Source organism: Amycolatopsis sp. NPDC004378 (assembly GCF_053602455.1).
In genome coordinates this window covers 1-24,602 of the sequence record NZ_JBSGDR010000005.1, presented here as the reverse complement: position 1 = coordinate 24,602, position 24,602 = coordinate 1, and the positions used below count along the sequence as shown (strand labels likewise).

The following is a 24,602-nucleotide window of genomic DNA, read 5'->3' as shown; positions in this document are numbered from 1 at the left end:
CCGCGCCAGGCCGGTCACAATCGCGATCATGGCGAAGGTTCTGGTGGTGGAGGACACCGACAGCATCCGCGAGGTCGTCGAGCTCGCGCTCGACGACGCCTGCTTCGACGTGCGGACCGCCGCGGACGGCGACCGCGCGCTGGCCGAGCTGCGGGCGTGGGACCCGGACGTCGTCGTGCTCGACCTGAACATCCCCGGCCCGGACGGTCTCGAGGTGTGCCGCCGGCTGCGTGGCTTCTCGCAGGCCTATGTCGTGATGCTGACCGCGAAGTCCGACGAGGTCGACAAGCTGGTCGGCCTGGCCAGCGGCGCCGACGACTACCTGACCAAGCCGTTCTCGCCCCGCGAGCTGGTGGCGCGGATCCAGGCGATGCTGCGGCGGCCGCGGGCCCTCGGGGACCCCTCGCCCGCGCCGGGCCGCGTGGTCGGCCCGGTCCGCATCGACACCGAGGCCCGGGACGTGACGGTGGACGGTGCGCACGTCGAGCTGACGCGCATCGAGTTCGACCTGCTGGACGCGCTCACCGAGAACGTCCGCGCGGTCAGCAGCCGCGACGCCCTGCGCCGCCGCGCGTGGGGCGAGAGCTGGCTGGCCGACGACCACGCCGTCGACGTCCACCTGTCGAACCTGCGCCGCAAGCTGGCCGCGGCGGGCGCGCCGGGGTTCATCGCGACGGTCCGCGGCATCGGCTACCGCATCGACCGGGGTGCCCGGTGACGCGCACGGTCCTGGTCGTCGACGACGACCCGGACGTGCGGGAGGTCCTGAGCCTGGCGCTTTCGGCGTTTTCGACGTGGCGGATCGAGACGCTGGCGGGCGGCGCGGAAGCGGTCCGGCGCTGCGGGAACGGCGGGGTGGACGCGGTGGTGCTGGACGTGGAGATGCCGGGTTACGACGGCCGCCGCACCCTGCGCGAGCTGCGGGCGGCGAACGCGGCCCTGCCGGTGGTGTTCCTGACGGCGGCCCCGGACACGGCGGGCCTGCTGGAGCTGGGCGCGCTCGCGGTGCTGGGCAAGCCGTTCGACCCGCTGGGCATCGGGACCCGGCTGGCGGGCCTGCTGCACTGGGACTGACGACTCTCCGGTCTGCGTGTCACCACCAGGCGCGTTCGACGTCCGGTCCGGCGACCGGGAGCCGGACGGTGAAGGTGCTGCCGCCGCCGTCCGCCGCGGCGGCGCGGACCGTGCCGCCGTGGGCGTGCACGATGCCGCGGGTGATCGCCAGGCCCAGGCCCGCGCCGCCGGTGGGCGCGCCCGCCTGGACGAACGGTTCGAAGATCCGGTCGAGGTCTTCCGGCGGCACGCCCGGGCCGTGGTCGCGGACCGACACCTCGGCCCACGCGTGGTCGTCGCGGGCGCCGACCGTGATCGCCGTGCCTTCCGGGGCGACCGCCGCCGCGTTGGCGAGCAGATTGGTGAACACCTGGACGAGCCGGTCGGCGTCGCCGCGGACCGGGCCTGCCGCGCCGGTGCGCTCGATCCGGACGCCCATCCGCTCGGCCGCGCCTTCGACGCTGTCCACCGCGCTCTCCAGCACGCCCGCGACGTCCACATCGGACAGTTTCAGCCGCAGCCTGCCGCCTTGGAGGCGGGTCAGGTCGAGCACGTCGTTGGACAGCCGGATGAGCCGGTCGGTGTTCTTGGCCGCGATCGCGACCAGCCGTGCCGCCCGCTCGTCCAGTTCCCCGAACCGCCCCGAGCCGACCAGCTCGAGGGAACCGTGGATCGACGTCAGCGGCGTCCGCAGCTCGTGGCTCACCAGCGAAACGAACTCCTCGCGCACCTCGCGGGCGCGGTGGGCGTCGCGCCGCGCCTGGACGACCGCGACCTCGAGTTCGACCCAGTGCGCCAGATCGCGCAGGCGGTCCCGCTGCTCCGCCGTCAGCCGGCGCGGCTCGCGGTCGATCACGCACAGCGTCCCGACCTTGTGCCCGGACGGCGTGCTCACCGGCTGCCCGGCGTAGAACCGGATGTACGGCGGCCCGGTGACCATCGGGTTGTCCGCGAAGCGCGGGTCGAGCCGTGCGTCGGGGATCTCCATCAGGTCGTCGCGTTCGATGGCCCGCGAGCAGAAGGACGCGCTGCGCGGGCTTTCCCGCTCGTCGAGCCCGACGCAGGACTTGAACCACTGCCGGTCGAGCTCGACGAGCGAGACGAGCGCGATCGGCACGCCGAAGGAGTGCTGGGCGAGCCGGGTGATCCGGTCGAAGCGCTCTTCGCTGGGGGTGTCGAGCAACTCGAGCGCACGCAGGGCGGCGACCCGCGCCAGCTCCGCATCCCCGTCCACGGCCCCAGTATCGAAGCGCGGCCGCCCGGCTGCGCGCCGCGTGACTCGATCAGGTGACGGCGCACGACCTCGTGCCAGTACTTCGGCGACTGCGTCGTCAGCACGCCGAAGACGTCACCGCTCTCGGCGGCCTCACGACCGACAAAATCGAACTTCCTGTTGCCGCGCAAGGAAAACGAGTAGCGTCGACGGCGTGAAGATCATCGTGCTGGGTGCGACCGGGCTCGTCGGGCGGGCCGTTGCAGCCGCTCTCGAACCGCGTCACGACGTCGTCCGGGTCTCCCGGGCTTCCTCCGTGCGCGCCGACCTCCGGGACCCCGATTCGCTCGACGGGCACTTCGAGGCCAAGCCGGACGCTGTCGTGTGCTGCGCGGCCAACGTCCCCTTGCGGCCCCTGGCCGAGCTGACCGACGAGCGGGTCCTGGACGACCTGCGCGGCAAGCTGCTCGGCCAAGTGGCCCTCGCCCGGCGCGCGGCGGCGTACCTGACCGGCGGCTCCATCACCCTCACCGGCGGGACGTTCGCCGAGCCGATCCCGGGCAGCGGGCTCGGCGCGCTCGTCAACGCCGGGCTCGAGGGCTTCGTCCGCTCGGCCGCCGCCGAACTGCCGGACGGCCTGCGCATCAACGTCGTCAGCCCGGGCTGGATCCGCGAGACCCTCGAAGCGATGGGGGAGACGGGCGGGACGCCGGTGGCCGTGGTCGCCGAGGCCTACCGCGCCCTCGTCGAAGGCGACGCGAACGGGACCACCGTCAGACCGCGGTAGCGTGCCATGCGTGGTCGGCGAAGGCGTCGTCCAGCGGGGCGTCCGTCAGGCGGTTCGCGAACGTCGACAGTGTGTAAGTCCCGATACCCAGTACGACTTCCAGGGCGTTCCGGGCCGTGTACCCGGCGTCGGTGAACGCCGTCAGCTCCGCGGGCGGGACGTCGCCGGTCGTGTCGAGCACCACGAGCACGAAGCGGCGCAACGCTTCCAGTCGCGGCGAGGGCAAGGCCGACTGCGCCCGCAACGCCGTGATCAGCTCCGGTGACGCCGGCAGGCCGGACAGGGCAGCCGTGTGCATTGCCACGCACAGGTGACACCCGTTGCGGGCCGCCACCGTCATGACCAGGACTTCGCGGTCCAGGGCCGGCAGGGTCGTGGACTCGAAGATCGCGTTCAGCTTCAGGAAGCCGTTCAGCAGCTCCGGAGACGTCGCCAGGCGGGCGACGGCCGCCGGGACGCGGCCGAACTTCTTCGCGGTGGCCGCCATCGCGGGGCGGGCGGCCGGGGGTGCAGACTCCGGGGTGTGATCGGGGAACAAGACGTCTCCAGACGTAGGATCGACAATGTGGTTGTCGAAACCGTAAACCTGGTTGTCGAATTTGGCAAGGACTCATGACCGACACGCCCGGGTACGAGCTGCCCTTCCTGCTCTTCGGCGGCTTCCGCACGCTCATCGACCGCCTCCACGCCGAGCTCGCGCGCCGCGGGCACCCGGACGTCCGCCCGTCCTACGGCTTCGCGATGCAGGCCATCGGCGTCCGGGGCGCGACGGCGTCGGAGATCGGCCGCCGGCTCGGCGTGTCCAAGCAGGCGGCGGGCAAGACGGTCGAACGGCTCGAGGCGCTCGGGTACGCCGAGCGCGCCGACGACCCGGACGACGCGCGCCGCAAGATCGTGCGGCTCACCGCGCACGGCGTCGACGCGCTCTCGAAGTCCGCGGAAATCTTCGACGACCTGCGGAAGGACTGGGCTCGCACGGTCGGTGCCGAACGGATGACGGCACTCGAGACCGACCTGCGCGCGGTCGTCGGCCCCGCGGCGTACCGCCTGGACGCCGCGGGGTGGTTCGCGAGCTAGTAGCCGCAGCCCGGGTCCGGCGCGTCCTCCGACAGCGGGCTGCCCGCCGGGAGCACGTACAGGACTTCGAGCACCAGCGGCGTCGTCCCGAGGTTGCGGCCGATGTGCACCTGGTCGGGCTTTTCGGTGAACGCGCGCCCGGCGCGGAAGACGCCGTCGAGGCTGCAGTCGGCCAGGTTGTGCGTGAGCGTCCCGGACTTCACGTACGCGTAGAGCGTGCCGTCGTGGAAGTGCCAACCGGTGTAGCCGCCGGGCTGGATGGTGATCTCCCGCAGCGTGTAGTCGGTGTGGCCGACGGTCTTCTGCGCCAGGATCGTGCCCGTGACGCCGCTGCCCGGCGTCGCGGACGCGGTCGCGGGCAGCAGGACCGCGGCGAGCACGGACGCGGCGAGAACGGTGAAGGGCTTGCGCATCGGGGACTCCTCCCTCGGGGACGGGGGAAAGCTACCGCGAACCGGGGTGCCCGCGGGGGCCGCCGATCGGGCAGTGCTCCGCGGGTCATTCGGGCTTGCGCTGGAGTTCGCTCCAGCTCTTAACGTCGGGGGATGACCACTGCACAGCACAAGCTCGGCTCGGGCTTCGGCGCCACCAGCACCGCGGCCGACGTCGTCGCCGGCCTCGACCTGACCGGCAAGCTCGCGATCGTCACCGGCGGCTACTCCGGCATCGGCCTGGAGACGACGCGGGCGCTGACCGCCGCCGGCGCGCACGTCGTCGTCCCGGCCCGTCGCCGCGCCACGGCCGAAGAAGCCTTGCGGGGCTGGGAAAACGTCGAGGTCGACGAGCTCGACCTGGCCGACCTCGAAAGCGTCCGCGCGTTCGCCGAGCGGTTCGCCGCCTCGGGCCGCGGCATCGACGTCTTCATCGGCAGCGCCGGGATCATGGCGTCGCCCGAAACCCGGGTCGGGCCGGGCTGGGAGGCGCAGTTCGCGACCAACCACCTCGGGCACTTCGCCCTGGTGAACCGGTTGTGGCCCGCGGTCAACCCGGGCGCGCGCGTCGTTTCGGTGTCCTCGCGCGGCCACCACTTCGGCCCGGTCCGCTTCGACGACCTCGACTTCCGCCAGGGCTACGACAAGTGGCTCGCCTACGGCCAGGCGAAGACCGCGAACGTCCTCTTCGCGGTGCAGCTGGACAAGCTGGCGCGCGACGTTCGCGCATTCGCCCTGCACCCGGGCCGGATCTTGACGGACCTGGTGCGCTACCTCGACCGCGAGGAGCTGGTCGCGGCGGGCATGCTGGACGCGGACGGCCAGGTGACGGGCGAGGTGAAGACGCCGGAGCAGGGCGCCGCGACACAGGTTTGGGCGGCGACGTCCGCCCAGCTCGACGGTCTCGGCGGCGTCTACCTCGAAGACTGCGACATCGCCGAGCCCGCCCCCGCCGACGGCACCCGCACGGGCGTCAAGGACTACGCGATCGACCGGGCCTTCGCCGAGCGCCTGTGGACGGTCTCGGCCGAGCTGACCGGTGTCGACGCTTTCGCCTGACGCCGTGCTAGAGCTTTTCGACCTGCCGCACCAGGAGGTCGATCTCGTCCTCGGTGTTGTAGTAGTGCACGGACGCCCGGACCATGTCCGGCAGGGCGCGCGCGGTGAAGTCGAACTGGGCCGAGGTGGCCGTCGACAGTGACGTGTTGATGTTCGCCTCGGCCAGCTTGGCTTTGACCTCCGCCGCCGGGGTGCCGTCGACGCTGAAGGTGACGATGCCGCACTTGCGGGCGCCGACGTCGTGTACGCGCGCTCCGGTGTCCGAGAGACGGCTTCGCAGTGTCGCGGCCAGAGACGCGACGCGCTCTTCGATGGCCGGCAGTCCCCAGCCGAGCGCGTAGTCGATCGCCGCGCCGAGGCCGACCACCGCGGCGAAGTCGCGCTCCCACACCTCGAAGCGCTTCGCGGTCGGGTCGATGACGTACTCCGACGGTGCTTCCCAGGTCGCCGAATGCAGGTCGAGCATCGCGGGCTCGAGCCGCTCCCGCAGCCGCGGGTGCACGTACAGGAACCCGGTGCCGCGCGGGCCGCGCAGGTACTTGCGCCCGGTCGTCGACAGCGCGTCGCACTTCAGGCGCGCGACGTCGAGGTCGACCTGGCCGGCCGACTGGCACGCGTCGAGCAGGAACGGGATGCCGGCCGCTTCGGCGACCGCGCCGATCTCCTCGGCCGGGTTGACCAGCCCGCCCTGGGTGGGCACGTGGCTGACGGCGATCAGCTTGACGTCGCCGTCGACGCGCCGCCGCAGCTCCTCGACGTCCAGCTGGCCCGACTCGTCGTCGCCGACCACCTCGACGACCGCGCCGGTGCGCTTCGCGACCTGCAGGAACGCGATGGCGTTGCTGGCGTACTCCGCGCGGGAGGTGAGGATCCGGTCGCCGGGCCCGAACGGCAGCGCGTAGAAGACCGCCTGCCACGACCGGGTCGCGTTGTCGGTCAGCGCGATGTCGTCGGGTTCGCCGACGACGAGGGCCGCCGCCGACGCGTACACCGCGGCCAGGCGGTCCGCCGCTTCGGCGGCCGCTTCGTAGCCGCCGACCAGGGCTTCGTGGCGCAGGTAGTCGACGACGGTGTCGGTCACGACGGCCGGGGGCAGGGCGGAACCCGCGTTGTTGAAGTGGACCACTTCGGCGCAGCCGGGCGTTTCACGGCGGGCGCGGTCGACGTCGAAGGTCATGTGAACTGAATACAGTAGGTCAGTTCTGTATGCAATACTGCCCGCATGGCCAAGACGCCGATGCGCAGCGACCTCACCGAGGAGGTCACGGCCCGCGTGCTCGACGGGCGGCTCGCCGCCGGTACCCGCGTCAACGAGGTGCACCTGGCCCGCGAGCTGGGGGTCAGCCGGACGCCGCTGCGCGAGGCGCTGATCGGGCTCGCCGACCGCGGGCTGCTCGTCTCCGCGCCGGGCCGCGGGTTCCTGGTGCCGCCGTTCGACCCGGACGAGGCCCGCCGCCTCTACCCGCTGGTCGCCGAGCTCGAAGCGCTCGCCCTGCGCTGGACGTCGCCGCTCGAGCTGGCCGGGCTGCCGGACGCGCTCGACGCCGTCGCCGAGGAGATGACCGCGGCACTCGAAACCGGCGGCGATCTGTCCGAAGTGGACGACCGGTGGCACGCGCTGCTGCTGTCGCGCTGCCCGAACCCGCACCTGCTGCGCCTGATCGAGCAGACCAAGCCGCTGCTGAAGCGGTACGAATCGTGCTACTTCGGCGGGGCGGGCCGCGCCGCGGAGAGCATCGGCGAGCACCGCCGGATCGCGGCCGTCCTGCGCGACGGCGATCTGCCCGCCGCGTCCGCGGTGCTCGTCCGCAACTGGGTGAAAGCGCTGACCTACCTGGGGAAGGACGAACGATGATCATCGCGCACCTGAGCGACCTCCACCTCGACGGCGGGCAGCGGGCCGAAGACCGCGTCGCCGCCGTCATGGGCTACCTGCGGGACCTGGCCGTCGACGTGGTCGTCGTCACCGGCGACATCGCCGACCACGGCGCCGCGCCGGAGTACGCGCGCGCCGCCGAACTGCTCGTGCACCCGGCGCCGGTGCTGGTCCTCCCGGGCAACCACGACAGCCGCGCCGCGTTCCGCGCCGGGCTGCTCGGGCTGCCCGCCTCCGGCGAACCGATCGACGTCGCCCACGAGGTCGGCGGCGTCCTGTTCGCGCTGTGCGACTCGACGATCCCGGGCCGCGGCGCGGGGTTCCTCGCCGACGAGACCCTCGGCTGGCTCGACGGCGTGCTTTCCGAGGGCGACGGCCCGGCGTTCGTCGCCTTCCACCACCCGCCGGTCGAAGTCGGCGTCCCGCTGGTGGACGCGATCCGGCAGGCCGGCGAGGAGCGGCTGGCTTCGGTGCTGGCCCGCCACCCGCGCGTGAAGGCGCTGCTGGCCGGCCACGTGCACACGGGCGCGTCGACGACGTTCGCGGGCGTCCCGCTGCGGATCGCGCCGGGCGTGGTTTCGCAGTCGCTGCTCCCGGCCGAGCCCGGCTCCGGGCGCGGCTGGGCGGAGGGCGGCCCGCTGGACTACGAGCGGCCGCCGTCCCTGCTCCTGCACGTCCTGCACGACGACGGCCGGGTGACCAGCCACCACCGCGTCGTCGCTAGCGGTTGAACACCGGCAGCGTGACCTTCGACGGCCTCGCCGCGTCGTGGAACACCTCGAACCGGTTGGCCTTGCCCTCGATCGCCCGCGTCACCGGCTCGTCCGTGCCGTGGTTGCGCGCGAAGCGCGGGAACGCGCCGCCCGCGACCTGGACGCGCAGTCGGTGGCCGCGGCGGAAGCGGTAGGCCGTCGGGTCGAGCGTGACCTCCGCCGCCACGACGCCGTCGGCGTCGGCGGCCGGGAAGCCCGGGCGCAGCCGGAGGATCCCGTCGGTGACGTTGCGGGACACGCCGCCGGCGTCGACGTCGCAGACCCGGACGTAGACGTCGGCGTGGCCCAGTTCGGTGCGCACGTGGACGGTCGCCGTCACCTCGCCGATGACGTCGAGGTCCGACGGCAGCGGCTCGCCGGTGAACACCAGCACGTCCGGGCGCGCCTCGACCTCCTGGTTGTCCCGCTGCTTCCAGTCGCCGGTCAGCAGCGGGCCGCCGACCGCGGGCGTCGGGTCCGCCGGGTCGTAGGTGAACGTCGTCGGCCGCGCCTCGGCCGCGACGGCCTCGCCGAGCCCGCCGATCGGCCGCAGGTGCGACGCGGTCGGCGCCGAGGGCGGCGGCCAGGACTCGAAGTCCAGCCAGGAGTTCGCGCCCTGCAGGAAGAGCCGGACCGGGGCGCGCTGCAGCTGGGTGCGGTCGCCGAGCAGGTGCGCGCGCAGGAACCCGAGCTGGTCGCGGATCATCGGGCCCATGCTCCCGGGCTCGCCGTGCGCCCACGGCCCGATCGTGATCCGCGGCGCCTTGCCCGCCTCGGCGAGGGTCCGGAAGTCCTGCAGCTGGGAGCCGATGAACAGGTCGTACCAGCCGGTGACCATCGACACCGGGACGTCGAGCTTCGCGACTTCGGCGCTGTGGTCGGACATGGCCCAGTAGTCGTCGTCCGGCACGAAGTGCTCGGTGACGTCCTGGAGGAACTGCACGGGCTTCCCGATCGCGGCGACGTCGGCGCGGCCCAGCGGCAGGAACGACATCGCCTTGCGGGTCTTGCGCTTCTGCAGCGGGTTCGGCAGCGCGGCGAACCGCTCTTCCTGCCGGCCGATCATCGCCGACCACGAGACCATGTTGTCCGCGGCGAGCACGCCACCCGGGTAGAACGTCGAAATGAACTCCGACGCCGTGACGCCCAGGCACATCGCGGCCAAGGGCGGGTCGAGGTACGGCCCGAGCGCCCACTGCGTGTGCCCGAGGTAGCTGGCCCCCGCGGTGCCGATGGTCCCGTCGCACCACGGCTGGGCGCGCAGCCACTCGGCGGTCGCGATGCCGTCTTCGCGCTCGAGGTGGAAGGGCCGGAACTCGCCGCCGGAGCCGAACGAGCCGCGGGTGCTCTGGACGACCGTCTGCAGGCCGTGCCGGGCGAACGTGTCCCCGAAGAGCTTCCCGAGCAGGCCCGAGCGGCCGTACGGCGTGCGGATCAGCACCACCGGCGCCGACGTCGTGCCGGCGGGGGCCCACCGGTCGGCGAGCAGCGTCACGCCGTCGTGCATCGGCACGGCGAGATCGCGCGTGACGACGGGCTTGGGGCCCTCGGCGCGGGGGAGTCCGAACAGCTTGTCGACAAGTCGGTCCAGCACGGGCGCCCGCCTTCCGAAGTGGAGTCGATCCTTCCGGATCCGACCGTACCTCAGTTCGCGCGCGCGAGCGTTTCCGGACGCAGCAGCCTCGCGAGCTCCTCGGCCGGGATCAGGCCCTTCTCGACGACGAGCTCGGCGACGCCCCGCCCGGTCGCGAGGGCCTCCTTCGCGATCTCGGTCGCGGCCGCGTAGCCGATGCTCGGGTTGAGCGCCGTGACGAGCCCGATCGAGTTCTCGACGTAGGCGCGCATGACGTCGACGTTCGCCGTGATGCCCGAGACGCACTTCGCGGCCAGTGTCCGGCAGGCCGCGCCGAGGTGCGTGATGCTCTCCGACAGCGCGTGCAGGATGACCGGTTCGAACGCGTTGAGCTGCAGCTGCCCGGCTTCGGCGGCCATGGTCACGGTGACGTCGTTGCCGATCACCTCGAACGCGACCTGGTTGACCACCTCGGGGACGACGGGGTTGATCTTGCCGGGCATGATCGACGACCCGGCCTGCACCGGCGGCAGGTTGATCTCGTTGAGCCCGGCGCGCGGGCCCGACGAAAGCAGGCGAAGGTCGTTGCAGCTCTTCGACAGCTTGACGGCGATCCGCTTGAGCACGCCGGAAAGGTGCACGAACGCGCCGCAGTCCTGCGTCGCCTCGACGAGGTCCGCGGCGGTGACGACCGGCAGCCCGGTGATCTCGCGCAGGTGGCGGCACGCCGCCTCGGCGTAGCCCGGCGCGGCGTTGAGGCCGGTGCCGATCGCGGTCGCGCCGAGGTTGATCTCGTGCAGCAGCGTGACGGCTTCGTTGAGCCGCTGCCGGTCTTCGCCGAGCATGACGGCGTAGGTGCCGAACTCCTGCCCGAGCGTCATCGGGACGGCGTCCTGCAACTGCGTGCGGCCCATCTTCAGCACGTCGTGGAACTCGACGGCCTTGGCCGCGAACGCCTTCTCCAGCACGATCATCGCTTCGGACAGCTCGCGCACGGCGATGATGGTCGCGACGTTCACCGCGGTCGGGTACGCGTCGTTCGTCGACTGCCCGAGGTTGACGTGCTCGTTGGGGTGCACCACGTGGTAGTCGCCCTTGGCGTGCCCGAGCAGCTCGAGGGCGCGGTTCGCGATGACCTCGTTGGCGTTCATGTTGGTCGACGTCCCGGCGCCGCCCTGGATGACGTCGACGACGAACTCGCCGTGCAGCCCGCCTTCGCGGATTTCCGTGCAAGCGGCGCAGATCGCGTCGGCGATCTCGGGAGCGAGCAGCCCCAGCTCGGCGTTCGCGCGCGCGGCGGCTTCCTTCACCGCGGCCAGCGCTTCGATCAGGTGCGGGTAGGCGGAGATCGTCGTGCCGGTGATGGGGAAGTTTTCGCGGGCGCGAGCGGTGTGCACGCCCCAGTACGCCTCGGCGGGGACGTCCTTGTCGCCGAGCAGGTCGTGTTCGCGGCGGGTGGTCATCGCAGGCTCCCCACAGACAGGTTTCCGGTGAAACGCAGGTTGTCCGGGCCGGGCGGCACGTCGACGCCGCACAGCTTCAGCGCCGCGGCCAGCACCGGGTAGCGCGCCCGGTCACCGCCGTCGGCGATCTTGAACGCGATCGCCGTGCCGTCCGGCAGCGCGGCGATCTGGACGGCCTCGAAGCCGTCCTTCGCGATCAGCCCGGGCACCGCGCGCATGACGGCGGTGACGTCACGGCGGCTGCCGCCGACCAGGTCCGGATGCCGGCGGATCCCGTCGGCCACCAGGAATTCCGGTGTGCCGGGCGCGGCCGTGGCGATCTTCGAGACGGCCGTGGCGAGGCCGCGCAACGTCGTCGCGAAAAGGGGCGCGCCGCAGCCGTCGACGGCGACGCGCTCGATGCCGCGGCCGGTCAGGTCCTCGACGGTGGCGGCGATCGCGCGCTGCAGCGGGTGGGCGGGGCCGAGGTAGCCGTCGGTGCTCCAGCCGTTCAGCTCGCACGTCGCGAGCATCGCCGCGTGCTTGCCGGAGCAGTTGTGCGCGAGCCGGCTCGGCGCGCGGCCCGACGCCACCCAGATGTCGCGCTCGATCGGGTCGAACGGGAAGTCCGCCGGGTTGCCGAGCGCGTCGGGGGAGCGGCCGTCGAGGACGGCCGAGGCGGCGTCGAGGTGCCGGGCCTCGCCGGAGTGGCTGGCCGCCGCGATGGCGAACCCGGCGGGGGACAGCCGCAGCCCGAGCCGCGCCATCGCCGTGGCCTGCAAGGGTTTCGCCGTCGAACGCGGGTACATCGGGGCGTCGGGGTCGCCCGCGGCGGCCAGCGTCGAGCCGTCCGGGGCGAGCACGACCAGGGAGCCGTGGTGGCCGCCCTCGACCATGCCGTCGCGGATCAGCTCGACCAGCGGTTCGTGGCTCACAGGCCCTCCTTGTCGAACTCGCGCATGTCGATCCGCCTGCGCACGGCGAACCAGCCGGCGACCAGCGCGACGGCGATCGCGGGCAGGCACAGCAGGGTGATCCGGCCGGTCTCGTCGAAGCCCATCAGCACGACGACCGCGGCGAGGAACACGAGCGTCGCGATCTCGGTGTACGGCGAGAACGGGAGCCGGAACGCGGGCCGCTCGAGGCCGTCGCGCTTCGCCTTCCGGACGAACAGCAGGTGGCAGAGCACGATGATCGCCCAGGTCGCGAGGATGCCGATGGCGGCGAAGTTGAGCACGATGTCGAAGGCGTCCTTCGGCACGACGTAGTTCAGCCCGACGCCGGCCACGCAGACCGACGCCGTCAGCAGGATGCCGCCGTAGGGCACCTGGTTGCGGTTCATCACGCCGGTGAACTTCGGCGCCGAACCCGCCTTCGCCATCGACCGCAGGATGCGGCCGGTCGAGTACAGCCCCGAGTTCAGGCTGGACAGCGCCGCGGTGAGCACGACCAGGTTCATCACGCTGTCCGCCGCGGGCACGCCGAGGTGCGCGAGCACGGTGACGAACGGGCTCTGGTCCTTCGTGTACGTGCTCCACGGCAGCAGCATCGCCAGCAGCACGACCGAACCGACGTAGAACACGAGGATGCGCCACATGATGGAGTTGATCGCCTTCGGCATGATCTTCTCCGGGTTCTCGGTCTCGCCCGCGGCGACGCCGACCAGCTCGACCGAGGCGTAGGCGAACACGACGCCCTGCACGATCAGCACCATGGGCAGCAGCCCGGCGGGGAAGAACCCGCCGTGGTCGGCCAGCAGTCGCGGCCCGCCGGCGGCGCCGTCGATCGGCGTCTGCGTCACCAGCAGGAAGATCCCGATCACCATGAACAACACGAGCGCGGCGACCTTGACGATGGCGAACCAGAACTCCATCTCGCCGAACAGCTTCACCGAGACGAGGTTGAGCGTCAGGACGACCGCCAGCGCGATCAGCGCGAGCACCCACTGCGGGACCGGCGAGAAGAACGACCAGAAGTGCGCGTAGAGCGCGATGGCCGTGATGTCGGCGATGCCGGTGGTCGACCAGTTGAGGAAGTGCATCCAGCCGGCGACGTACGCGCCCTTCTCGCCCATGAACTCACGCGCGTAGGAGACGAAGGCGCCGCTGGAGGGCCTGTAGAGAATCAGTTCGCCGAGCGCGCGCACGACGAAGAACGCGAAGAGCCCGCAGACGGCGTAGACGATCGCCAGTGCCGGGCCGGCCTGGGCGAGCCGCCCGCCGGCGCCGAGGAACAGGCCGGTGCCGATGGCGCCGCCGATCGCGATCATGTTCACGTGTCGCGGTTTCAGCGCCTTGTTGTAGCCGGCGTCGCCCGCGTCCGCGGACGTGGCCGTAAGGGTCTGTTCGGTCACTGGTCCCCGTTCACGATGCTGGTGAGAGTGGCTTCGACGTGCGTCAGGTGGGCGGTCATGGCGTCGACGGCTTCCGTTTCGGAGCCGCTCTCGATCGCCGCGACGATCGCCCGGTGCTCGACGTTCGACCGGCGGCGCCGGTCGCCGAGCTGGTTCAGGAAGGCGGACTGCCGCGCGAGCGCGTCCCGGATCTCTTCGATCACCTTCCCGAACACGGGGTTGCCCGAGGCCTGGGCGATGGTGATGTGGAAGAGCGAGTCGAGCGCGACCCACGCCGTGTTGTCGGTCTCGGCGTCCATCCGCTCGACGAGGTGGGCGAGCAGGTCGAGGTCGTCCTGGCTGCGTCTCAGCGCGGCGTAGCCGGCGACGGGGATCTCGACGTGCCGGCGCACCTCGATGAGGTCGCGGGCGGAGTAGGGCCCGAACGTCGGGTTCTCCGCGGGCCCGGCGGCGGTCACGAAGGTGCCCTTGCCGGTCTTGGACTCGGTCATGCCGAGCGCCTGCAGGCCGCGCAGCGCCTCGCGGATGACGGAGCGGCTGACCTCGAACTCCCTGCTCAGGGACGCCTCGGACGGCAGCTTGGCGCCGACGGGGTAGTCACCGCTTTCGATGAGCCGGCGCAGGTGGGCCAGCACGGCCTCCATGGCGCTCACCCGGCGTGGACCACCTTGTCCGGCTGTCTGGCTGTCAGACAGGTTCATGCGGGGAATGCTCGGTTCCGCGGGGTCCGCTGTCAACGGTCGCCCGCACGCTTGTGGGCCACTTCACGGGTTCGCTGACAACCGGACAGAAGTCCACCGGGTCGTTGACGCCCGGAAACGGGTGACCGTAGCGTTGCGCAGCGTCAAGTCCGACATCGTTGTCAGCGGGAGCGAGCCATGGTCGCGCGGAAGTTCCTGACGGTGCTCGGCACCGTGGCCCTGGCCGCGACGGCGTTCGCGCCACCGGCAGCGGCGGGCGTCGCCCTGGTCGCCGACCCGGCGTCCTACGTCGACCCGCTGATCGGCAGCACCAACGCGGGCAACACCTACCCGGGCGCGACGACGCCGTTCGGCATGCTGGCGTGGAGCCCGACGACGACCCGCGGCAAGCAGAACGGAACGGGCGCGGCCGGCGGCTACCAGTACGACGTCACGCGGCTGCGCGGCTTCAGCCTCACCCACCTCGACGGCACCGGCTGCACGCCGGGCGCTTCGGGGGACATCCCGATCATGCCGTTCCCGGGCGCGGTCCTGTCGTCGCCGTCGGCCGACGCGACCGACCAGGTCTTCGCGAGCGACTTCTCCCACGCCGACGAAACCGCCGAGCCGGGCCACTACGGCGTTCGCCTGGCCAACGGCGTCGGCGTCGACCTGACGACCACGGACCGGGCCGGGATCGGCAAGTTCGCCTTCCCCGCCGGTTCCCCGGCCACGCTGCTCTTCCGGACGTCGAACTCGCTGCCGGGCAGCTCGAACGCGTCGATCAGCATCGACGCGGCGCACCGGCGCGTGACGGGCTCGGTCGACTCGGGCGGCTTCTGCGGCCGCACCACCGGCGGCGAGGAGAACCAGCGCTCCTACTACACGCTGCACTTCAGCGTCACGTTCGACCAGCCGATCACGTCGCAGGGCACCTGGGTCGACGGGACATTGCGGCCCGGTTCCCGCAGCGCCTCCGGCGGCGAGGGCTACACCGACGCCGAGCGCGTCGGCAAGGGCTCGGGCGGGTACGTCGGCTTCGCGCCGGGCAGCCCGGTCACGGCCCGGATCGGCATCTCGTACGTCAGTGCGGCGAACGCCCAGCGCAACGCCGACGCCGAGATCCCGGCTTCGCGGACGTTCGGCGACGTGCGTGCTTCCGCGCGTCGCGCGTGGACGGACCAGCTGAAGAAGATCGAGATCGGCGGCGGCACGCACGCCCAGCTCACGACGTTCTACACCGCGCTGTACCACGCGCTGCAGGAGCCGAGCCTCGCCAGCGACGTCACCGGCGAATACCTCGGCAGCGACCGGAAGGTGCACAAGCTCGCGAAGGGCCAGCACGCGCAGTACGGGACGTTCTCCGGCTGGGACGTCTACCGCGCGCAGGTCCAGCTGCTCGCGTTCCTCGACCCGGCGCGGGCGGGCGATTACGCGCAATCGCTGTACAACTACGCCAGCCAGAACGGCGGCGAGTGGGACCGCTGGCTGCACAACAACGGCGGCACGCACGTGATGTCGGGCGACCCGTCGGCGCCGGCGCTGGCCGGGATGTACGCGTTCGGCGCTCGCAACTTCGACGTCCGCGGCGCCTTCGCTTCGCTGTCGCGGGCGGCCACGGTCCCGACGGCCGACGACACGCGCGACGCGGGCTGCCCGATCCAGTGCATCGGCCAGCGTCCCGGCCTGGCGGACTACCTGAAGCTGCACTACGCGCCGGACGACGCGTGCCACTGCTGGGGCTCGGCCGCCGAGACGCTCGAAGACTCCGTCGCGGACTTCGCGCTTTCGGACTGGGCTTCGCGGCTCGGCGCCGGCTCGGCTTCCTTCCTGGCGCGGTCGGGTTACTGGCGGAACCTGGTGAACCCGCAGGCTTCGCCGTCCGGTCCGTACGTCCAGGCGCGGAAGTCGGACGGCACGTGGGTGACGCCGTTCGAACCGGCGACGGACACCGGGTTCGTCGAGGGCAGCAGCGCGCAGTACACGTGGATGGCGTCGCACGACGTGGCCGGCGTGGTCGCGGGCCTGGGCGGCGCACCGGCCGCCTTGAAGCGCCTGGACGGCTTCTTCCACGACGCGGCGGGCAACTGGGCGCTCTCCGGTGCCGACGACGTCCACTACAACCCGGGGAACGAGCCGGACATCAACGCGCCCTGGCTGTACGACTACCTCCAGCGGCCGTGGCAGACGCAGGAGACGGTCCGGCAGATCGTGACCACGATCTACGGCCCGGGCACGGGCGGCCTGCCCGGCAACGACGACCTCGGCACGATGTCGGCGTGGTACGTCTTCGCGGCGCTGGGGATGTTCCCGCAGGTCCCGAGCCGCGCGGACCTGGTGCTGGCGTCCCCGCTGTTCCCGCGCGCGGTGGTCCACCGCGGCAACGGCGCGACGATCACGGTGGACGCCCCGCGCGCGTCGGCGGACACGTACTACGTCCAGGGCGTGCGGGTGAACGGCTCGCCGACGTCGAAGCCGTGGGTCCCGGAGTCGTTCACCGCGAACGGCGGCACGATCGGCTACGACCTGGCTGCGACGCCGAACCAGTCGTGGGGTACGGCGGCGGCCGACGCCCCACCGCAGGCGGCGCTCCCGGCATTTCACCCGAACGTGGCCGCCCCGGCGGCCCCGGCGCCCGCCCGCACGGTGGTGACCCCGGCCGGCTGACGCGCCGCGCGCCCACCCCGCCCCGCGACCACCCGGTCACGGTCCGCCGCAGTGATCATCACCGCCCGAAGCGGTGGCGCGTCGCAGCGGCGGAACGGCTCCCGGGAGGAGCAGAATCGAGCCGGCGAGCACGTGTCGGCACCGGGAACGCCACGGGTTAGGGTGGGGGACCCGGGCGCGCCGGTCCGCTTCACCTAGGGGAGGTTTTCGCTGGTGTCGAACGATTCTTTCGTCCACCTGCACGTCCACACCGAGTACTCCATGCTCGACGGTGCGGCGAAGATCGCTCCCCTCTTCGCGGAGGCCGCCCGCCTCGGCATGCCCGCGGTCGGCATGACCGACCACGGCAACATGTACGGCGGCGACGAGTTCTACCAGCAGTCGAAGAAGCACGGCCTCAAGCCGATCATCGGCATCGAGGCCTACATCGCGCCGGAGAGCCGGTTCCACAAGAAGCCGGTCTTCTGGGGGCAGTCGAACCAGCGCGGCTCCGACGAGCTGGGCGAGGGCGGCGACGTCTCGGGCGCCGGCGCGTACACCCACATGACGATGCTCGCGCAGAACGCGACCGGCCTGCGGAACCTCTTCAAGCTGTCCTCGCTGGCCAGCATGCAGGGCTACTACCGCAAGCCGCGGATGGACCGCGAGCTGATCGCCGAGAACCACTCCGGGATCATCGCCACCACCGGCTGCCCGTCCGGCGAGGTGCAGACCCGGCTGCGGCTGGGCCAGAAGGAAGCGGCGATCCAGGCCGCGTCCGACTACAAGGACATCTTCGGCGCCGACAACTTCTTCCTCGAGCTGATGGACCACGGCCTGCCGATCGAGCGGTCGGTCCGCGAAGGCCTCCTCGAGATCGGCCGCCTCCTCGACCTCAAGCCCCTCGCGACGAACGACTCGCACTACGTCACCAAGGACCAGGCCGACACGCACTCGGCGCTCCTGTGCGTCCAGGCCGGCAAGACCCTCAACGACCCGACCCGGTTCAAGTTCGACGGCGACGGCTACTACCTCAAGTCCGCCGCCGAGATGCGCGAGTACTGGGACAAGGAGGTCCCGGGCGCGGCGGACACGACGCTGATGATCGCCGAGCGCATCGAGTCCTACGAAGACGTCTACGCGCACAAGGACCGGCTGCCGTTCTTCGAGGTCCCGGAGGGCTACGACCAGGGCGGCTGGCTGCGCGAAGAGGTCGCGAAGGGCCTGAAGTGGCGCTTCCCGGAGGGGCCGCCCGAGGGCTACGACGAGCGCATCGAGAAGGAGCTCGACGTCATCATCGGGAAGGGCTTCCCGGCCTACTTCCTGATCGTCGCCGACCTCATCTCCTACGCCCGCCGCGTCGGCATCCGGGTCGGCCCGGGCCGTGGTTCGGCCGCCGGCTCGCTGGTCGCGTACGTGCTCGGTATCACGAACCTGGACCCGATCCCGCAGAAGCTGCTGTTCGAGCGGTTCCTGAACCCCGAGCGCGTCTCGATGCCCGACATCGACATCGACTTCGACGACCGCCGGCGCGGCGAGATGATCCGGTACGCGACCGAGAAGTACGGCTCGGACAAGGTCGCCCAGGTCATCACCTTCGGCACGATCAAGACGAAGGCCGCGATCAAGGACTCCGCGCGCGTCCACTTCGGCCAGCCCGGTTACGCCATCGCGGACAAGATCTCCAAGGCGCTGCCCCCGCCGATCATGGCGAAGGACATCCCGCTCTCGGGCATCGTCGACTCGAAGCACGAGCGCTACGGCGAGGCCGCCGAGGTCCGCGCGCTGGTCGAGACCGACGAAGAGTGCAAGACGATCTTCGAGACCGCCCGCGGTCTCGAGGGCCTGATCCGCAACGCGGGCGTGCACGCCTGCGCGGTCATCATGTCCTGCGACCCGCTGACCGACGCCATCCCGCTCTGGCAGCGCGACGACGGCTCGATCATCACGGGCTGGGACTACCCGTCGTGCGAGGCCATCGGCCTGCTGAAGATGGACTTCCTGGGCCTGCGGAACCTGACGGTCATCGGGGACGCGATCGACAACATCAAGGCCAACCGCGGGATCGACATCGACCTCGACACGCTGGGCGTCGAGGACCCGGAGACGTACAAGCTGCTCGCCCGCGGCGACACGCTCGGCGTGTTCCAGCTGGACGGCGGGCCCATGCGCGACCTGCTGCGCCGCATGGAGCCCACGGTGTTCGACGACATCGTCGCGGTCGGTGCGCTGTACCGCCCCGGCCCGATGGGCATGAACGCGCACAACGACTACGCCGACCGGAAGAACAACCGGCAGAAGGTCAAGCCGATCCACCCGGAGCTCGACGAGCCGCTGCGGGAGATCCTGGCCGACACCTACGGCCTGATCGTGTACCAAGAGCAGATCATGCACATCGGCCAGAAGGTGGCCGGGTACACGATGGGCCGCGCGGACGTGCTCCGCCGCGCGATGGGCAAGAAGAAGAAGGAAGTCCTCGACCTCGAGTACGAGGGCTTCGAGGCCGGCATGAAGGCCAGCGACCTGGTCCCCGGCGGGTTCTCCGCCGAGGCCGTCAAGGCGCTGTGGGACACGATCCTCCCGTTCGCCGGCTACGCGTTCAACAAGAGCCACGCGGCCGCGTACGGCCTGGTCTCCTACTGGACCGCGTACCTCAAGGCGAACTTCACCGCGGAGTACATGGCCGCCCTGCTGACGTCGGTCGGCGACAACAAGGACAAGTCGGCGGTCTACCTGTCGGAGTGCCGTCGCCTCGGCATCAAGGTGCTCCCGCCGGACGTCAACGAGTCGGCCCTGCGGTTCGCGGCCGTCGGGGACGACATCCGCTTCGGCCTGGGTGCCGTCCGCAACGTCGGCGCGAACGTCGTCGAGTCGATCATCAAGACGCGCGAGGAGAAGGGCAAGTACGCCTCCTTCACCGACTTCCTCGACAAGTCCGAGCTCGTGGCCTGCAACAAGCGGGTCATCGAGTCGCTGATCAAGGCGGGCGGGTTCGACTCGCTCGGCCACACGCGGCTGTCGATGATCCAGGTCCACGAAGACGCGGTGGAAGCCGTCGTCCCGCTCAAGCGCCAGGAGGCGATGGGCCAGTTCGACCTGTTCGGCTTCGGCGGCGACGAGGGCGAGGCCGCGCCGTCGTCCTCGCCGCTCGCGCACCTGAAGTTCGGCGAGGAGGAGTACCCGCGCAAGCAGCTGCTCGCCTACGAGCGGGAGATGCTCGGCCTGTACGTCTCGGCCCACCCGCTGGACGGCGCCGAGCGGATCCTGCGCAAGCACGCCCCGAAGCCGATCGCCGGCATCCTCGCCGACCCGCCGAAGGAAGGCGAGATCGTCATCTCCGGGCTGATCACGTCCCTGGAGCGGCGGGTCAACAAGAAGGGCGAGCCCTGGGCGATCTGCACGGTCGAGGACATGGACGCCTCGCTCGAGGTGCTGTTCTTCCCGAAGGCGTACGCGCTGTTCGCCGGTGAGCTGATCGAAGACAACGCAGTGCTGGTCAAGGGCCGGGTCAACTGGCGGGAAGACAAGATGTCGGTCTTCGGCGGCGGCCTGGCGACGCTCGACCTGTCCGAGGTCGGCACGGGCAACGGCGACGACGAGCCACCGCTCGTGCTGCTCGCCGCGGCCGAGAAGATCGACCAGTCGGTGGTCAGCGAGCTGCGGTCCACACTGCTCGCGCACAAGGGGGAGACCCCGGTCCACCTCAAGCTGGTGGGCAAGAACCAGACGGTCTTCGCGCTCTACGACTACCCGGTGAAGGTCAGCTCCATGCTGATCGGCGAGCTCAAGGGCATCCGCGGGATCACAGCCAGTACGTGAGCCGCTGGGCGGGATCGGCGGGCGCCGATCCCGCTCGTCGTGTTTGCTGGGTGGGTAACCCCGCTTCGTGAACTTGCGTGAGGTCAGCAGGCCGATGTCGTACGAACCCGATCCCCGGCGCTGGAAAGCGCTTGCCGTCTCGCTGACCGCGGGGTTCATGGGCCTGCTCGACGTTTCCATCGTGAACGTCGCCCTGCCGTCGATGCAGTCGGGGCTGAACGCGAGCAGCGGCGGCATCCGCTGGGTCGTCTCCGGCTACGCGCTCGCGTTCGGCCTGGTCCTGGTCACCGGCGGCCGCCTCGGCGACGCGTTCGGCCGCCGGAACATGTTCCTCGGCGCCCTCGCGGCGTTCGTCGTCACCAGCGCGCTGGCCGGCGCGGCACCGAACGAGACGACGCTGGTCATCGCCCGGCTCGCCCAGGGTGTCGCCGCGGGCATGCTGACGCCGCAGAACACGGGCCTGATCCAGGACCTCTTCCGCGGCGCCGAGCGCGCCCGCGCGTTCGGGATGTTCGGCGCGATCGTCGGGATCTCGACGGCCGTCGGCCCGATCCTCGGCGGCGTGATCCTCGCGGTGTTCGGTGCCCACGACGGCTGGCGGTGGGTGTTCTACGTCAACGTCCCGATCGGCGTCGTCGCGTTCGCGCTGGCCCTGCGGCTGCTGCCGCGCAGCGAGAAGAAGCAGCTCAGGATCCGGTCGGAGATCGACCTCGTCGGCATCGTGCTGCTCGCGGTCGCCGTCCTCGGCGTGCTGCTCCCGGTCATCGAATCCGACAGCGACGGCCCCGCGCGGCTGTGGTGGCTGTTCCTCGTCGCGCTCGTCTTCGGGGCGGCGTTCGTGCGCTGGGAACAGCGGGTAGTGCGGCACGGCCGGTCACCGCTGCTGGACACGCGGCTGTTCACCGGCACGCCGGGGTACGCCACCGGCGCGTCGGTCGGCGCGCTCTACTTCTGCGGGTTCGCCGGGATCTGGCTGGTCTTCGCGATGTTCTTCCAGCAGGGCCTCGGCTACTCGCCCCTGCAGTCCGGCCTGTCGGTGACGCCGTTCGCGCTCGGCTCGGCGGTGTCCGCGGCCGTCGCCGGCCGGTTCGTGCCGACGCTCGGCCGGCGGCTGACCGTCACCGGCCTGACGATGGTCGCCCTCGGCCTGCTCGGCGTCGCGCTGCTCGCCGAGCTCGTCCCGCCGTCGTCGGCCGGGTGGGCGTTCGCGCTCCCGCTGCTGTTCGCGGGGGTCGGCGGCGGGATGGTGATCCCACCGAACACGACGTTGACGCTCGAGTGCGTGCCCGTCCGGATGGCCGGCGTCGCGGGTGGCGCCCTGCAGACGGGCCAGCGGATCGGCACCGCGATCGGCACGGCGGTGCTCGCGTCGGTGTTCGGCACGGTCGTCGGCTCCGCGAAGGACTACTCGCTCGCCCTGACGATCGCCTTGTGCTGCGCGGCCGCGCTGACGTGCACCGCGCTGGCCCTCGCGATCGCCGAGCTGCGGGCGCGGCGTCACCGTGCGCAGACTTCCGAGGAAGAAACGGAAACGCGGCGTACCCAGACGTCGGCCGCGGACGTGCAACGGGGCTGAGACACTACTTTCGGCAGATTAGCGATGCTCCATCCGAGTGACGAGCACGGAAAGACACTGGTGCTACGCAGAGCAACCGGGTAGATCTTATGGAGCCTTCACTGCGCGGCTTCGGCTACCGACAGTGGCAATCGGTCGGCCACCCGGGGATGGGGTGACCGGCACGAGCGATCGAGGCGTCCGGAGTTCGAGGGAATGGACACACTCGGTCACCTTCCGTCCAGTGAGCTGTCGGCGTCCGCGGGGGACCGCCCGGCACTCGCGGAAGGGATGCCCATCGGCAGCCGCCGGCGCGTGACGGCAGCGGGCGGGCCCGGGTGAGGGGGAACCGGGCCCGCCCGTTCTTCGTGTCGTGCTTTCCTCCCGGCCGGTGATCATGTTGGGATGACGACGTCCGACAGGCACGAGCCCGGGGAGCGTCGATGACCGAGCAGCCGTTGCGACCGGAGAGCCGGCTCCGGGTGTGGCGCCGGCCGATGCGGTCGCGTGACCGCCACGAGCACCACCGCGTCGCGACCCCGCTGGAACTGCTGTTCGACCTCTGTTTCGTGGTCGCGGTCGGCCAGGCCGCCGCGCAGCTGCACCACGCGCTCGCCGAAGGCCACGTCGGCCACGGCGTGTTCTCGTTCGCGCTGGTGTTCTTCGGCATCTGGTGGGGCTGGCTGAACTTCAGCTGGTTCGCCTCGGCGTTCGACACCGACGACGTCCCGTACCGGCTGGCGACGCTGGTGCAGATCGCCGGCGGCCTGACCGTGGCGGCGGGGGTCGAACGCGCGTTCAACGGCGACTTCCGGGTGATGGTCGCCGGCTACGTGCTGATGCGGCTCGCGATGGTCGTCCAGTGGGTGCGCGCGGCGCGGTCGGACCGCGACTGCCGCCCCGCCGCGCTCCGGTACGCCGCCGGGATCGCCGCCTGCCAGGTCCTGTGGGTCGCCTACCTGTGGCTGCCGCACGGCCTGCAGCCGTACGCGTTCTTCGTCCTCGCGATCCTCGAGATGGCCGTCCCGGTGTGGGCGGAAAGCCGGCACGGCACGACGTGGCACCCGCACCACATCGCCGAGCGGTACGGCCTGTTCACGCTGATCGTGCTCGGCGAGGTGATCCTCAGCGCGACGAACGCGATCAAGGAGGGCGCCGCCGAACCCGGGCACCTCGGCGCGCTGATCTCGCTGGCCGCGGCCGGGCTGGTGCTGGTGTTCTCGATGTGGTGGCTGTACTTCGACCGCCCCGGCCACGCGCGGCTCGTCCGCCGTCCGACCATGTTCACGTCGATGAGCTGGGGGTACGGGCACTACTTCATCTTCGCGTCGGTCGCGGCCGTGGGCGCGGGGCTCGAGGTGGCCGTCGCCTACGACACCGGGACGCTGCACGAGCTCGGCGGCGTGGCGGCCGCGTTGCCGACCACCGTGCCGGTCGCGATCTTCCTGCTGGGCGTGTGGCTGCTGCACATCGGCCCGACCAACGAATGCCGTCCGATCGCCATCGGCTTCCCGGTGACGGCGCTGCTCGTCGTGGCGGCGTCGTTCACGCCGGCACCGATCCACATCGCCGCGGTGCTGACGGCCGCGCTCGTCGCGCTGACGGTCATCGCGACACACGGCGAGCCCCAGCCGGCTTGACCGCGGATCGGTGCAGGTCAACGGCCTGGCGCGATAAAAGGGACCCCCCTGTGCAAGGGCGTTTCAGGGGCATGTAAAGTTCTCCAAGTCGCCAAGGAAACCGGGCGGCCGCCGGGCCACGAACCAAGCTCCCACGAACGTGGTAGAGTGGGTGGTCCTGAACCGAGGTGCCAGCCTCGGACATAGCTTGAAACAAATGCCGAGAGTCTCAACCGCCGATAAAGCGGGTGGATTCAAAGTGTGTTGCTTGAGAACTCAACAGTGTGCTAGTGAACTAAGCCAGTAGAGCTTATGTATTGAACCTCGTATGAGGTTCCTTTGAGAGCATTTAATTGCCTCGATTAAACTGTTCATTGTTGGAGAGTTTGATCCTGGCTCAGGACGAACGCTGGCGGCGTGCTTAACACATGCAAGTCGAACGCTGAAGCACCTTCGGGTGTGGATGAGTGGCGAACGGGTGAGTAACACGTGGGTAATCTGCCCTGCACTCTGGGATAAGCCTTGGAAACGGGGTCTAATACCGGATATCACCTTTCTAGGCATCTAGATTGGTTGAAAGTTCTGGCGGTGCAGGATGAACCCGCGGCCTATCAGCTTGTTGGTGGGGTAGTGGCCTACCAAGGCGACGACGGGTAGCCGGCCTGAG

20 protein-coding genes and 1 rRNA gene are annotated in these 24,602 nt (G+C 70.9%); 12 read left to right on the top strand and 9 right to left on the bottom strand.

Translation table 11 applies throughout. The features are described 5' to 3' along the window. The first annotated feature begins 28 nt into the window (after positions 1 to 28). Positions 29 to 718, top strand: a complete 690-nt coding sequence (locus tag ACWEN0_RS17670) for a response regulator transcription factor (protein ID WP_451974349.1) — start codon at positions 29 to 31, stop codon at positions 716 to 718. Continuing rightward, positions 715 to 1,074 carry a response regulator gene (locus tag ACWEN0_RS17665; RefSeq protein ID WP_451974347.1) on the top strand — a complete coding sequence of 120 codons (360 nt, stop codon included), beginning with the start codon at positions 715 to 717 and terminating at the stop codon, positions 1,072 to 1,074. The genes ACWEN0_RS17670 and ACWEN0_RS17665 overlap by 4 nt, the downstream gene beginning before the upstream one ends. Before the next feature lie 19 nt (positions 1,075 to 1,093). On the opposite strand, the gene ACWEN0_RS17660 is transcribed toward ACWEN0_RS17665, so the two are convergent. Further along, the gene (locus tag ACWEN0_RS17660) at positions 1,094 to 2,287 is read right to left on the bottom strand and encodes a GAF domain-containing sensor histidine kinase (RefSeq protein ID WP_451974345.1); all 1,194 of its coding nucleotides are present in this window, start codon (positions 2,285 to 2,287) and stop codon (positions 1,094 to 1,096) included. A gap of 193 nt (positions 2,288 to 2,480) precedes the next feature. On the opposite strand from ACWEN0_RS17660, the gene ACWEN0_RS17655 reads away from it, so the two are divergent. After that, on the top strand, positions 2,481 to 3,053 hold the full coding sequence (locus ACWEN0_RS17655; RefSeq protein WP_451974343.1) for a short chain dehydrogenase: 573 nt from the start codon (positions 2,481 to 2,483) through the stop codon (positions 3,051 to 3,053). On the opposite strand, the gene ACWEN0_RS17650 is transcribed toward ACWEN0_RS17655, so the two are convergent. Continuing rightward, positions 3,040 to 3,540 carry a carboxymuconolactone decarboxylase family protein gene (locus tag ACWEN0_RS17650; RefSeq protein WP_451975169.1) on the bottom strand — a complete coding sequence of 167 codons (501 nt, stop codon included), beginning with the start codon at positions 3,538 to 3,540 and terminating at the stop codon, positions 3,040 to 3,042. The genes ACWEN0_RS17655 and ACWEN0_RS17650 overlap by 14 nt on opposite strands. Before the next feature lie 125 nt (positions 3,541 to 3,665). Here ACWEN0_RS17650 and ACWEN0_RS17645 point away from each other — a divergent pair, with 125 nt between their 5' ends. Beyond that, positions 3,666 to 4,130, top strand: a complete 465-nt coding sequence (locus ACWEN0_RS17645) for a MarR family winged helix-turn-helix transcriptional regulator (RefSeq protein WP_451974341.1) — start codon at positions 3,666 to 3,668, stop codon at positions 4,128 to 4,130. Here ACWEN0_RS17645 and ACWEN0_RS17640 read toward each other — a convergent pair. Continuing rightward, complete coding sequence (locus tag ACWEN0_RS17640) at positions 4,127 to 4,543, bottom strand: cupin domain-containing protein (RefSeq protein ID WP_451974339.1); 417 nt, start codon at positions 4,541 to 4,543, stop codon at positions 4,127 to 4,129. The genes ACWEN0_RS17645 and ACWEN0_RS17640 overlap by 4 nt on opposite strands. 132 nt (positions 4,544 to 4,675) lie before the next feature. On the opposite strand from ACWEN0_RS17640, the gene ACWEN0_RS17635 reads away from it, so the two are divergent. Then, entirely contained in the window at positions 4,676 to 5,620 is a 945-nt protein-coding gene (locus ACWEN0_RS17635) for an SDR family NAD(P)-dependent oxidoreductase (RefSeq protein ID WP_451974337.1), read from the top strand. A gap of 7 nt (positions 5,621 to 5,627) precedes the next feature. On the opposite strand, the gene ACWEN0_RS17630 is transcribed toward ACWEN0_RS17635, so the two are convergent. After that, entirely contained in the window at positions 5,628 to 6,797 is a 1,170-nt protein-coding gene (locus tag ACWEN0_RS17630) for an aminotransferase class V-fold PLP-dependent enzyme (protein WP_451974335.1), read from the bottom strand. A gap of 45 nt (positions 6,798 to 6,842) precedes the next feature. Between ACWEN0_RS17630 and ACWEN0_RS17625 the strand changes: the two genes are divergently transcribed. Together ACWEN0_RS17625 and ACWEN0_RS17620 are read left to right on the top strand one after the other, a co-directional pair. Next, complete coding sequence (locus ACWEN0_RS17625; RefSeq protein ID WP_451974333.1) at positions 6,843 to 7,475, top strand: GntR family transcriptional regulator; 633 nt, start codon at positions 6,843 to 6,845, stop codon at positions 7,473 to 7,475. After that, positions 7,472 to 8,227, top strand: coding sequence for a metallophosphoesterase (locus ACWEN0_RS17620; protein WP_451974331.1), 756 nt, complete (start codon positions 7,472 to 7,474; stop codon positions 8,225 to 8,227). Before ACWEN0_RS17625 ends, ACWEN0_RS17620 begins: the two co-directional genes overlap by 4 nt. Here the strand turns inward: ACWEN0_RS17620 and ACWEN0_RS17615 are convergent. The 5 genes from ACWEN0_RS17615 to ACWEN0_RS17595 are packed head-to-tail and all read right to left on the bottom strand — an operon-like array spanning position 8,217 to position 14,260. Further along, a complete protein-coding gene (locus ACWEN0_RS17615) occupies positions 8,217 to 9,842 on the bottom strand; it encodes a CocE/NonD family hydrolase (protein WP_451974329.1) in 1,626 nt (541 codons plus the stop codon). The two genes, ACWEN0_RS17620 and ACWEN0_RS17615, sit on opposite strands and share 11 nt — an antisense overlap. Positions 9,843 to 9,892: 50 nt before the next feature. Then, entirely contained in the window at positions 9,893 to 11,284 is a 1,392-nt protein-coding gene (gene aspA / locus ACWEN0_RS17610; RefSeq protein ID WP_451974327.1) for an aspartate ammonia-lyase, read from the bottom strand. Beyond that, entirely contained in the window at positions 11,281 to 12,198 is a 918-nt protein-coding gene (locus ACWEN0_RS17605; RefSeq protein ID WP_451974325.1) for an asparaginase, read from the bottom strand. The genes aspA and ACWEN0_RS17605 overlap by 4 nt, the downstream gene beginning before the upstream one ends. Then, complete coding sequence (locus ACWEN0_RS17600; protein WP_451974323.1) at positions 12,195 to 13,616, bottom strand: amino acid permease; 1,422 nt, start codon at positions 13,614 to 13,616, stop codon at positions 12,195 to 12,197. The genes ACWEN0_RS17605 and ACWEN0_RS17600 overlap by 4 nt, the downstream gene beginning before the upstream one ends. After that, positions 13,613 to 14,260: a FadR/GntR family transcriptional regulator gene (locus ACWEN0_RS17595; RefSeq protein ID WP_451975167.1), complete on the bottom strand. Its 648-nt coding sequence runs from the start codon at positions 14,258 to 14,260 to the stop codon at positions 13,613 to 13,615. Before ACWEN0_RS17595 ends, ACWEN0_RS17600 begins: the two co-directional genes overlap by 4 nt. 234 nt (positions 14,261 to 14,494) lie before the next feature. Between ACWEN0_RS17595 and ACWEN0_RS17590 the strand changes: the two genes are divergently transcribed. The 5 genes from ACWEN0_RS17590 to ACWEN0_RS17570 all read left to right on the top strand — a co-directional run. After that, positions 14,495 to 16,963 carry a GH92 family glycosyl hydrolase gene (locus ACWEN0_RS17590; protein WP_451974321.1) on the top strand — a complete coding sequence of 823 codons (2,469 nt, stop codon included), beginning with the start codon at positions 14,495 to 14,497 and terminating at the stop codon, positions 16,961 to 16,963. A 213-nt stretch (positions 16,964 to 17,176) separates the two neighbouring features. Continuing rightward, the gene (gene dnaE, locus ACWEN0_RS17585) at positions 17,177 to 20,761 is read left to right on the top strand and encodes a DNA polymerase III subunit alpha (RefSeq protein ID WP_451974319.1); all 3,585 of its coding nucleotides are present in this window, start codon (positions 17,177 to 17,179) and stop codon (positions 20,759 to 20,761) included. 94 nt (positions 20,762 to 20,855) lie between these two features. Next, positions 20,856 to 22,337, top strand: coding sequence for an MFS transporter (locus ACWEN0_RS17580; RefSeq protein ID WP_451975165.1), 1,482 nt, complete (start codon positions 20,856 to 20,858; stop codon positions 22,335 to 22,337). 422 nt (positions 22,338 to 22,759) lie between these two features. After that, a complete protein-coding gene (locus ACWEN0_RS17575; protein ID WP_451974317.1) occupies positions 22,760 to 23,956 on the top strand; it encodes a low temperature requirement protein A in 1,197 nt (398 codons plus the stop codon). 353 nt (positions 23,957 to 24,309) lie between these two features. Further along, positions 24,310 to 24,602: ribosomal RNA gene (locus ACWEN0_RS17570) — 16S ribosomal RNA — on the top strand; the annotation flags it as partial.